Genomic DNA, 11,091 nt, shown 5'->3' with positions numbered 1-11,091 from the left:
GATACCGCGTTTGTCCTGGAGAACTGGCAGGGTTGCTGGTAGGGGGTGATTTTATTTGATTGATAAATAACGAATTTATTGCTTTTCCGCCTGGTGAGAAAAAACTGGCACGCGCGCTGCAATACCAACACAGGCAGTTGCGCTGCCTGTTCAGACCCTCTGACCTGATAATAAGGAGTTTGCGATGCGTTATGCACATCCCGGCACGCCCGGCGCGCTGGTCTCTTTCCAGGCGACCTACGGCAACTATATCGCCGGCAACTTCACCGAGCCGCTGAGCGGCCAGTACTTTATGAACACCTCGCCGGTAGACGGCAGCGATATCGCTCAGTTCCCGCGCTCCGACGCGCGCGATATCGATCTGGCGCTGGATGCCGCGCATCAGGCTGCGGATGCATGGGGCAAAACCAGCGTACAGCAGCGCGCCAACCTGCTACTGCAGGTGGCCGATCGCATGGAAGCCAGTCTCGAGAAGCTGGCGGTAGCGGAGAGCTGGGATAACGGTAAACCGATTCGCGAGACGCTCAACGCCGATCTGCCGCTGGCGGTCGACCATTTTCGCTACTTTGCCGGCTGCCTGCGCGCGCAGGAGGGCAGCACCGCTGAGATCGACGAAACCACGGTGGCCTATCACTTCCACGAGCCGCTCGGCGTAGTCGGACAGATCATCCCGTGGAACTTCCCCCTGCTCATGGCGGCGTGGAAGCTGGCACCGGCGCTGGCCGCCGGTAACTGCGTGGTGCTGAAACCGGCTGAGCAGACGCCGCTTGGTATTACGCTGCTGATGGAGCTGATTGGCGATCTGTTCCCTCCGGGCGTGCTGAATGTAGTGCAGGGCTTTGGCCGTGAAGCCGGCGAAGCGCTGGCCACCAGCAAGCGCATCGCTAAAATTGCCTTTACCGGATCCACGCCGGTCGGGCGGCATATCATGGCCTGTGCGGCGGAGAACATCATTCCCTGCACCGTCGAGCTGGGCGGCAAATCACCCAACATCTACTTCGCGGATGTGATGTCGGGCGAAGAGGAATTCATCGATAAAGCGGTTGAGGGGCTGGTGCTGGGCTTCTTTAATCAGGGTGAAGTCTGTACCTGTCCTTCGCGCGCGTTGATTCATGAATCGATCTACCAGCCCTTTATGGAGCGGGTGCTGGCCAAGGTTGCCACCATTCGCCGTGGCGATCCGCTCGATACCGACACCATGATCGGGGCTCAGGCTTCGCGCCAGCAATTCGATAAAATCCTGTCCTATATCAACATCGCCCGTGAAGAAGGCGGTCAGATTCTGACAGGGGGCGAGCGTGCGCATATCGCCGCGGAGCTGGATAACGGATTCTATATCCAGCCCACCCTGATCAAGGGCAGCAACCAGATGCGCTGTTTCCAGGAGGAGATTTTTGGGCCAGTGATTGGCGTCACCACATTCCACGATGAGGCAGAGGCGCTCGCGATCGCCAATGAAACCCAGTTTGGTCTGGGCGCGGGCGTGTGGACGCGCGATACCAATCTGGCGTATCGCATGGGTCGCGGCATTAAAGCCGGTCGCGTCTGGACCAACTGCTATCACATCTATCCCGCCCATGCGGCATTCGGTGGCTACAAGCAGTCGGGCGTCGGGCGTGAGACCCACAAAATGGCGCTCAGCGCCTATCAGCAAACCAAAAATCTGCTGGTCAGCTATGGCACAGCGCCACTGGGGCTGTTCTGAGTCTGCATCCGTTCAAATGGAGAGTGAAAGATGAATATGCAAATCAAAACCACCATGAAAGCCGCGATTGTAAAGGCGTTTGGTGAACCGCTGGTGATTGAGCAGGTGCCGGTGCCGTCCGTTGGGCCAGGGCAGATTCTGGTGAAAATCGCCGCCACCGGCGTGTGTCACACCGACCTGCACGCCGCCGAAGGCGACTGGCCGATCAAGCCCAATCCGCCGTTTATTCCCGGCCATGAAGGCGTCGGGCAGGTGGTGGCCATTGGCGAAGGGGTGAAACATCTCAAACTGGGCGATCGCGTCGGTGTGCCGTGGCTTTACTCGGCGTGTGGCCACTGCGAGCACTGCCTCGACAGCTGGGAGACGCTGTGTCTGTCGCAGCAGAATGCCGGCTATTCGGTCAACGGCAGCTTTGCCGAGTACTGCCTGGCGGATGCCAACTACGTCGGCATCATTCCGGATAACGTTGAGTTTAATGAAGTGGCACCGATTCTGTGTGCCGGTGTGACGGTCTACAAAGGCCTGAAGATGACCGATACCAAACCGGGTGACTGGGTGGTGGTTTCCGGCATCGGCGGGCTGGGGCACATGGCTATTCAGTATGCGGTGGCGATGGGGCTCAACGTGGCGGCGGTGGACATCGACGACGATAAGCTGGCGTTTGCCAAACGGCTCGGTGCCAGCGTGGTTGCCAATGCGAAGCAGGTCGATCCGGCGAAAGTGTTTCAGGAGAGCTTTGGCGGCGCGCACGGCGTGCTGGTGACGGCGGTATCGCCAAAAGCGTTTGAACAGGCGATCGGCACGCTGCGTCGCGGCGGCACCATGGTGCTTAACGGCCTGCCGCCGGGGAAATTCGATCTCTCGATCTTCGACATGGTGCTGGATGGCATTACGGTGCGCGGCTCGATTGTCGGCACGCGTAAAGATCTGCAGGAGGCACTGGATTTTGCCGGTCGCCATAAGGTGAAAGCGAATGTCGCGGTTGAGCCGCTGACTAACATCAACGATATCTTTGCGCGCATGCACGCCGGCAAAATTGAAGGGCGTATTGTGGTGGATATGTCGCTGTAGTGACGCTGAGCGGACCGCGTGGCGCCAGAGCATCGCGGTCCGCTGTGGCTAAGTCATTAACTGCTGGCGAGTAGCGCCTCCAGCTCCACGCGGCTCGTCACTTTGCTGTCAATTTTAATGTAGGCGCTTTTCTCTTCCGGCACGATAAACACTGACGCCACGCCGGGCTGCGCGCGCAGCCGCTTCTCAAGATTCGGTACTGCCAGCACCGCATCACTCAGCACCAGGCGCAGGCTGCTGACGTACGGCGGCTCCTGCATCGACATGGCGACAAACAGCCAGGCCGCAGCCACTATCGCGCCGACCAGAAACACCGTTTGCGCATCGAAGTGGCCGAAAATCCAGCCGCCCAGGCTGCCACCAATCGCGACGCCAATAAACTGGCTGGTGGAATAAATCCCCATGGCCGTGCCTTTGTAGCCCGCCGGCGACTCTTTGCTGATCAGCGACGGCAGAATCGCTTCCATCAGGTTAAAGGCGAGGAAAAACAGCTGCACGCCAATCACCAGCGTCCAGAAGTGGCCTGCGGCGCCCCACAGCACAATTTCCGCGATGATGATCAGCGCCACGCAGCCGACAAACACCCGCTTCATGCGGCGCTTTACCTCGGCATAGATAATAAACGGTACCACGGCGACAAACGCCACCAGCATGGTCACCAGATACACTTTCCAGTGTTCAGCTGCCGGGAAGCCTGCCTGTTCAAACTGGCCCGGCAGCGCGACGAAGCTCGACATCAGTAAAATGTGCAGACAGAGAATGCCGATATTCAGCTTCAGCAATTTGGGATTGGCCAGCACTGCGCGAATGCTGCCTTTGACCATGCCGGATTCGCGGTTCAGCACATGGCCCGGCGCATTGGGCACGACCAGCAGGGTGATCACGATACCCAGGCTGGCGAGCAGGGCAATCATCCAGAACAGCGCGTGCAGACCCAGCGCGTGCGTGACAATCGGGCCGACCACCATGGCAATCGCAAAGGTAACGCCGAAGCTGATGCCGATAAACGCCATCGCTTTGGTGCGGTTCTGTTCACGGGTCAGGTCTGACAGCAGCGCCATCACCGCCGCGGCAATGGCACCGGAGCCCTGCAGCGCGCGACCAAGGATAATGCCCCAGATAGAGCTGCTGGTGGCGGCAATAAGGCTACCAAGCACAAACAGCAGCAGGCCGCCGACAATCAGCGGCTTGCGGCCGATACGGTCGGACAGCAGACCAAAGGGGATCTGAAACACGGCCTGCGCCAGACCATAAATACCAATTGCCAGACCGATCAACGTTTCGCTGGCGCCCTGTAAAGCCATACCGTAAGTGGTCAGTACCGGCAGGACCATAAACATTCCCAGCATGCGCAGGGAAAAAACTGTGCCTAAACCCCATGTTGCCCGAAGCTCAACTGGTGTCATTCTATTATCGTTCATTCCAACCTCTGTAAGTTTATGCCCCTGGGACTTCAGGTTGCAGCGGCACAGGTTGCGCGCCCTTATCTGCGACCCGGCTCACCGGGACATGCAGCGCTTATTTTAGAAAGCAGGGCAGGGCGGGTAAAACAATTGTTTTTAAGCAGTGGTAACAAAAAGAAAGGGCGCGAAATTCGCGCCCTTGTCCGGAGTAACGGTCTGACTTACCAGACGTAAGTCAGCAGGTCCTTAGAGGCCGGGGCCATAAAGTCCACCGACATCATCACGCTCAGCGCAGTGATGGCGACAATGGAGAACACAAACAGTTTACGCGCCCAAACTTTATCGTTTGAGGTTTTGTAACCTGACAGTGCCATACCCAGCCACCACACGCTGACGGCGGCAGCCACCACCAGATATTTGTAGCCAGCATAACCGCCCAGCGACAGCATCAGCGTGGCAATCATGAACGCCAGGATGTACAGCGTAATATGATTTTTCGCCACGGAGATGCCTTTCACCACCGGCAGAACCGGAATATTGGCGGCCTGATAATCTTTGAAGCGGAAGATGGCAATCGCGTAGGAGTGCGGCATCTGCCACAGGCTAAAGATAGCCAGTAAGATTAACGCGCCAGCATCAAACTGGTTGGTCACCGCACAGTAGCCAATCACTGGCGGCGCAGCGCCAGAGAGGCTGCCAATCAGCGTGCCATAGACCGAATGACGCTTCATGTAGAGGCTGTAAATGCCGACATAGACGACGAAGCCCATCACCGCCAGCCACATGGCCAGCGGGTTAGCGCCAAAATACAGCAACGCAAAGCCAGCAATACCCAATGCGGTTGCATAAACCAGGCTTACTTTCGCCGAGATCAGGCCTTTGACCAGAACACGGTTCCGCGTTCTCTCCATTTTGATGTCGATGTCGCGGTCAATCACATTGTTGAATACACAACCGGATGCGACCACCAGCGAAACGCCCACCAAAGCGACGAGAAACAGGGGGTAATCAATGCTGCCTTTTGAAGCCAGCAGGAATCCACCGATCACAGAAATTAAATTGCCGAAAATAATTCCTGGTTTTGTTACTTGCAGGTATTGCTTAATCATTACGCGTGACTCTTTAGTGGGCCATCATGTTGTAGTTGAGGTTCCACATAATCCACAGTGAGCCAATCACCACAATCAGGATAATGACTGCGGAGAAGACAATGGCCACCATGTTCCAGCCACCCTCGGATTTGCTGTCCAGATGCAGGAAGTAGACCAGGTGCACCAGCACCTGAACCACTGCACACACCAGAACCACACCCAGAATGGTGCCGTGAGAAGCACTGCCACCCATCACCATCCAGAACGGGATCGCCGTCAGGATGATCGAGAGGATGAAGCCGATCATGTAAGACTTCACGCTACCGTGAGATGCACCATGTTCGTTTACAGAATGACTCATTACATGGCCCCCATCAGATAGACAACGGTGAATACGCAGATCCACACCACATCCAGGAAGTGCCAGAACAGGCTCAGACACATGATACGGGTGCGGTTGGTGGCGCTCAGACCGCGTTTAGCGATCTGGAACATCAGCACGGCCATCCAGATCAGACCAGAGGTCACGTGCAGACCGTGCGTACCGACCAGAGTAAAGAAGCCAGACAGGAAGCCGCTGCGGTCAGGACCGAAACCTTCCTTGATCAGGTGATGGAATTCATAGATTTCCATCCCGATAAATCCGGCGCCGAACAGGAAGGTCAACGCCAGCCAGCTGATGACCGAACCTTTGTTCTGGTTGTTCATCGCAATCACTGCCATACCATACGTGATGGAGCTCAGCAGCAGCAGCGCGGTTTCAACCAGCACAAACGGCAGTTCGAAGATATCTTTACCTGCCGGGCCACCGGCAGTGTTGTTAACCATGACCGCATAGGTCGCAAACAGGGTTGCGAAGATAATGCAGTCACTCATCAGGTAGATCCAGAAGCCAAAGACTTTATTGGCTCCCGCATCGTGATGCCCATGCTCCGCATGGGCGTCGTGGTGGTGTTTAACGGTTTCAGTTGACATTATTTCAGACCTGCTTTGCTGATGTCATCAAAGTGCTTCTTCTCGATCTGCTCGATTTCAGCAACCGGTACGTAGTAATCCACGTCTTCATCGAAGCTCTTCACAATCCAGGTCACGATGGTGCCAAGGAAAGTAAGACCTGCCAGCCACCAGATGTGCCAGATCAGGGCAAAACCGAAGACTGTCATGAAGGCAGCGATAACAATGGCCGCGCCGCTGTTTTTCGGCATATGAATTTCTTCATATTTTTCTGGCTGCTTGTACGCTTCGCCTTTCTCTTTCATTTCCCAGAACGCATCACGCTCGTGGATATGTGGGATCACAGCAAAGTTGTAGAACGGCGGAGGTGAAGAGGTTGCCCACTCCAGCGTACGGCCGCCCCACGGGTCACCGGTCAGATCGCGGTTCTGCTCACGGTCACGTACCGATACCCAGAACTGGATAAGCTGGCACAGGATACCGCAGGCGATCAGCGCTGCACCGCCTGCTGCAACCACCAGCAGAGAGTGGAACTGCGGATCGATGTCCTGGCTCAGACGACGGGTCATCCCCATGAAGCCCAGCGCGTACAGCGGCATAAAGGCAACGAAGAAGCCGATGATCCAGAACCAGAAAGCACGTTTGCCCCAGGTTTCGTTCAGGGTGAAGCCGAAGGCTTTCGGGAACCAGTAGGTCACGCCAGCCATACAACCGAACACCACACCACCGATGATAACGTTGTGGAAGTGTGCAATCAGGAACAGGCTGTTGTGCAGCACGAAGTCTGCGCCTGGCACCGCCAGCAGTACGCCGGTCATCCCACCAACGGAGAAGGTGACCAGGAAGCCGATGGTCCACAGCATCGCTGAGTTGAACTCGATACGACCCTGATACATGGTGAACAGCCAGTTAAAGATTTTCACCCCGGTCGGAATCGCGATGATCATCGTCATGATACCGAAGAAGGCGTTAACGTTCGCACCGGCACCCATGGTGAAGAAGTGGTGCAGCCAAACGATGAACGACAGAACGGTAATGGCGATGGTTGCCCACACCAGCGAGGTGTAACCAAACAGACGCTTTTTCGAGAAGGTGGCCGTGACTTCAGAGAAGACACCAAACACCGGCAGAACGAGGATGTACACCTCCGGGTGACCCCAGACCCAGATCAGGTTGACGTACATCATCATGTTACCGCCCATATCATTGGTAAAGAAATGGAAGTCGAGGTAACGATCAAGCGTCAACAGTGCCAGCGTCACGGTCAGAACCGGGAACGCAGCGATAATCAGGACGTTAGTACACAGTGCTGCCCAGGTGAACACCGGCATCTTGAACAGGTCCATGCCCGGAGCACGCATCTTCAGAATGGTCACGAAGAAGTTGATACCGGTCAGCGTGGTACCAATACCGGAGAGCTGGAGACTCCAGATCCAGTAATCGACCCCGACGCCAGGACTGTATTCTGCCCCCGAGAGCGGTGGATAAGCCAGCCAGCCGGTCTGTGCGAATTCGCCCACACCCAGTGACAGGTTAACCAGGATCACACCGATAGCGGTGAACCAGAAGCTCAGGTTGTTCAGGAACGGGAAGGCAACGTCACGGGCACCGATTTGCAGCGGAACCGCGATGTTCATCAGACCCACCACGAAAGGCATCGCCACGAAGAAGATCATGATCACGCCGTGAGCGGTGAAGATCTGGTCGTAGTGGTGCGGTGGCAGTATGCCTGCTTCCCCGGCGGAAGCCATAACCTGTTGGGTACGCATCATTACCGCATCGGCAAAGCCGCGCAGCAGCATGACAAAGGCCATGATGATGTACATGATACCCAGTTTTTTGTGGTCGATGGAGGTTAACCATTCAGACCACAGATACTGCCATTTACCGAAATAGGTAATAGCAGCGATCAGCGCCAGACCACCAATGATGATACCGGCGACCGTAACCATGATAATGGGTTCATGGTAGGGCACTGCATCCAGTGTTAATTTTCCGAACATCGTATTATTCCTCGGCTCCCGCAGCTGCGGCGTGATTCATGTCCATGCCTTCGTGCGACATGTCCATTTTCCCGTGGCTCATCATGAACTTATCAATAACCTGCTTGAACAGTTCCGGATTAGCAGTTGAGAAATATTCCACCGGGTGATTTTCGCTTGGCGCAGCCAGTTTTTCGAAATCATCCATGGTGGTCAGCGTGTTAGGTGCCGCTTTAACTTTGGCAACCCACTGCTGGAATTCCGCATCGTCTTTGGTGGCAATGGCTTTGAACTTCATGCCAGAGAAACCGCGACCGCTGAAGTTAGCAGAGATACCGTCGAACGTACCTGGCTCGTTGGCGATCAGGTGCAGTTTGGTCTGCATACCCGCCATGGCGTAGATCTGGCTGCCGAGCGTAGGAATAAAGAAGGAGTTCATGACGGAGTTCGAGGTGATCTTGAAGTTCACCGGAGTATTTGCCGGGAAGGCAATCTGGTTGACGGTTGCAATACCCTGTTCCGGGTAGATGAACAGCCATTTCCAGTCCAGTGCCACTACGTCGATCTCAACCGGTTTCACGTCAGAGGCCAGCGGTTTGCTCGGCTCCAGCGCGTGGGTTGATTTCCAGGTCAGCACGCCGAGGAAGAGAATGATCAGGATCGGAATGGTCCAGACCACGGCTTCCACTTTGTTAGAGTGTGACCAGTTAGGGCTATACTTCGCGTTGGTATTGGTTGCCCGATATTTCCAGGCGAACACAACAGCCATTAAGACTGCCGGAATAACGACGATCATCATCAAGCCGAAAGCTGTCAGAATCAGTGAACGTTGCTCCAGTGCAATCTGTCCCTTGGGATTTAACAACGCACTATCGCAGCCGCTGAGTAATACAGCGCCTGCAATTAATGACAAAATCCCCAAACTTTTATTGTATTTCCTGAGTCTCATTTAACGACCTCAATGACAAAGGGCTCTATTGTCGTTTAAGTGTGCGCGCATTTTACGGGAAGGTTTATGCAGTGTAAACCAGCTTAAGGATGTGTCAGAAGGCTGTTGACACCTTTTGCTAAGGGTGTCACAGATGTTGCGCAGGGTGACAAATTATTAACTGCGACAAGCAGTTGGCGGCAATATAACAAAAACCAATGACATTAACCGCAGAGAAAACAGGGAAAGCATAAACCGGAGTTTTAATACTCATTTATTTAACAATTCTGCATCATTTCAGCGATGAAATTTCTACAAATTAATTGCTCACCGGATTTAAATATTGCGCAGGATTGTTAATTTAATGTTTCTATTTCGCGTTAAAAAAAATGCTATCGCTTAAAATTCGCCGGGAGCTATTTTTAAGCGATTTATCCCCGTCTGGCAAATAGCGCAGCGTTAATGTGCACGATTTGACGCTGTTTTTCTTAATGCCAGCCAGTCCAGCATCACGCCGAGCAGTACCGCCAGCAGCGCCAGCGCCATCCCTGCCTCAAACAGATGGGTTGGCAGCGTCGCGCTGTGCCAGATATCCGCCGCACGCAGTGCCAGCGTCAGCAGCCAGAGCGCCAGCAACGTGCAGCCCGCCGCGAACAGGCGTACCGTCCAGCGATAACCCTGTGGCCACAGGCTGCGCTTCATGAATTCACCGCTGTGCTGCATTGCCTGTAGCGTGCCGCGACACGCCCACAGCAGCAGCAGGCCCGGTACGGCGGCCACCACGGTAAAGGCATAAAATACCGGCCAGCCCCATAGTTCGACCAGCCAGCCAGCCGCCGGACCGACATACACGCGTCCAACCGCTGACAGCGCTGACAGCAGCGCGAACTGCGTGGCCGAGAACGATTTGTTGCACAACGTCATCAGCAACGCCACAAAGGCGGCGGTGCCCATGCCGCCGCACAGGTTTTCGATAAATACCGCGCTGGCCATGCTCCACAGATGCGGTGGCGTTACCGCCAGCAGCCAGTAAGCGAAATTAGATACTGCCTGCAGCACGCCGAAGATCATCAGCGCGCGGAACAGGCTCAGGCGTTGCATCAGCACGCCGCCGTACAGCGCACCAATAATGGTCGCCAGCAGGCCAAGCGTTTTATTCACCAGACCGACATCACCGGCGCTGAAGCCCACGCCGCGAATCAGAAAGGTGGTGGTGAGCGAAGCGGCGAACGCGTCGCCCAGCTTGTAGAGAATGATTAAGGTGATCAGCAGCCAGGCGTTGTTGCGCTGAAAGAAATCCTTCAGCGGAAACGCGACGGCCTGACGCAGCGAGTGCGGCTCGCGCACCGGCGCCTCAGGTTCACGCGCCAGCAGCGTGGCGATCAGTCCGGGCACCATCAGCAGCGCCATCAGCCAGTAGGTGGCCTGCCAGCCGAGATAGCGATCCGCCAGCCACAACGCCAGGCCGCCGGAAATCAGCATCGCCAGCCGGTAACCGAGCACGGTAATCGCCGCGCCGCTGCCGCGCTCTTCCGGCGGCAGCACATCGGTTTTCCACGCATCAAACACAATATCCTGCGAGGCTGAGCAGAACGCCACCAGCACCGCCAGCGCCGCCAGCAGGGTAAGGTCGCGTGATGGCTGCATAAAGCCCATCGCCACAATACCGGCAATCAGCGCTAATTGCGTGACCAGCAACCAGCCGCGCCGCCGGCCAAGAAAGGGCGGGGTATAGCGATCCATCATCGGCGACCACAGGAACTTAAACACGTAAGCCTGACCGACGAGGGAGAAGAAACCAATGGTTTTCAGGTCGACATTCTCTACCGTCATCCACGCCTGGAGCGTACCGGCGGTCAGCGCCAGCGGCAGACCGGAAGCGAAACCGAGCAGCAGCAGGACCGCAGCGTTACGTTGGGTAAAAATACGCAGATAATGAGATGTCATAGCCAGCCTG

At 55.8% G+C, this 11,091-nt stretch carries 9 protein-coding genes; 2 read left to right on the top strand and 7 right to left on the bottom strand.

Translation table 11 applies throughout. The features are described from left to right. Nucleotides 1-184 precede the first annotated feature (184 nt). On the top strand, nucleotides 185-1,705 hold the full coding sequence (gene exaC / locus K7H94_RS14010; RefSeq protein ID WP_125309076.1) for an acetaldehyde dehydrogenase ExaC: 1,521 nt from the start codon (nucleotides 185-187) through the stop codon (nucleotides 1,703-1,705). Between the two features lie 30 nt (nucleotides 1,706-1,735). Beyond that, nucleotides 1,736-2,776, top strand: a complete 1,041-nt coding sequence (gene adhP / locus K7H94_RS14005) for an alcohol dehydrogenase AdhP (RefSeq protein ID WP_021507176.1) — start codon at nucleotides 1,736-1,738, stop codon at nucleotides 2,774-2,776. 56 nt (nucleotides 2,777-2,832) lie between these two features. On the opposite strand, the gene K7H94_RS14000 is transcribed toward adhP, so the two are convergent. From K7H94_RS14000 to ampG, 7 genes are all read right to left on the bottom strand, one after another. Beyond that, a complete protein-coding gene (locus K7H94_RS14000) occupies nucleotides 2,833-4,197 on the bottom strand; it encodes an MFS transporter (RefSeq protein ID WP_125309074.1) in 1,365 nt (454 codons plus the stop codon). 203 nt (nucleotides 4,198-4,400) lie between these two features. Then, on the bottom strand, nucleotides 4,401-5,288 hold the full coding sequence (gene cyoE, locus K7H94_RS13995; RefSeq protein ID WP_021507178.1) for a heme o synthase: 888 nt from the start codon (nucleotides 5,286-5,288) through the stop codon (nucleotides 4,401-4,403). A gap of 13 nt (nucleotides 5,289-5,301) precedes the next feature. Continuing rightward, complete coding sequence (locus tag K7H94_RS13990) at nucleotides 5,302-5,631, bottom strand: cytochrome o ubiquinol oxidase subunit IV (RefSeq protein WP_222951205.1); 330 nt, start codon at nucleotides 5,629-5,631, stop codon at nucleotides 5,302-5,304. Beyond that, a complete protein-coding gene (locus tag K7H94_RS13985; RefSeq protein WP_021507179.1) occupies nucleotides 5,631-6,245 on the bottom strand; it encodes a cytochrome o ubiquinol oxidase subunit III in 615 nt (204 codons plus the stop codon). The genes K7H94_RS13990 and K7H94_RS13985 overlap by 1 nt, the downstream gene beginning before the upstream one ends. Next, the gene (gene cyoB / locus K7H94_RS13980) at nucleotides 6,245-8,227 is read right to left on the bottom strand and encodes a cytochrome o ubiquinol oxidase subunit I (protein ID WP_021507180.1); all 1,983 of its coding nucleotides are present in this window, start codon (nucleotides 8,225-8,227) and stop codon (nucleotides 6,245-6,247) included. Before cyoB ends, K7H94_RS13985 begins: the two co-directional genes overlap by 1 nt. A 4-nt stretch (nucleotides 8,228-8,231) precedes the next feature. Next, a complete protein-coding gene (gene cyoA / locus K7H94_RS13975; RefSeq protein ID WP_031279652.1) occupies nucleotides 8,232-9,155 on the bottom strand; it encodes a cytochrome o ubiquinol oxidase subunit II in 924 nt (307 codons plus the stop codon). A gap of 438 nt (nucleotides 9,156-9,593) precedes the next feature. Then, nucleotides 9,594-11,081 (bottom strand): muropeptide MFS transporter AmpG, encoded by a 1,488-nt coding sequence (gene ampG, locus K7H94_RS13970; RefSeq protein WP_104092650.1) that lies wholly within the window; start codon nucleotides 11,079-11,081, stop codon nucleotides 9,594-9,596. Nucleotides 11,082-11,091: the final 10 nt, after the last annotated feature.

Source organism: Pantoea dispersa (assembly GCF_019890955.1).
GTDB lineage: Bacteria > Pseudomonadota > Gammaproteobacteria > Enterobacterales > Enterobacteriaceae > Pantoea > Pantoea dispersa.
Note: the sequence above shows the minus strand (reverse complement) of the source record. Positions and strands in the feature narration are given on the sequence as shown.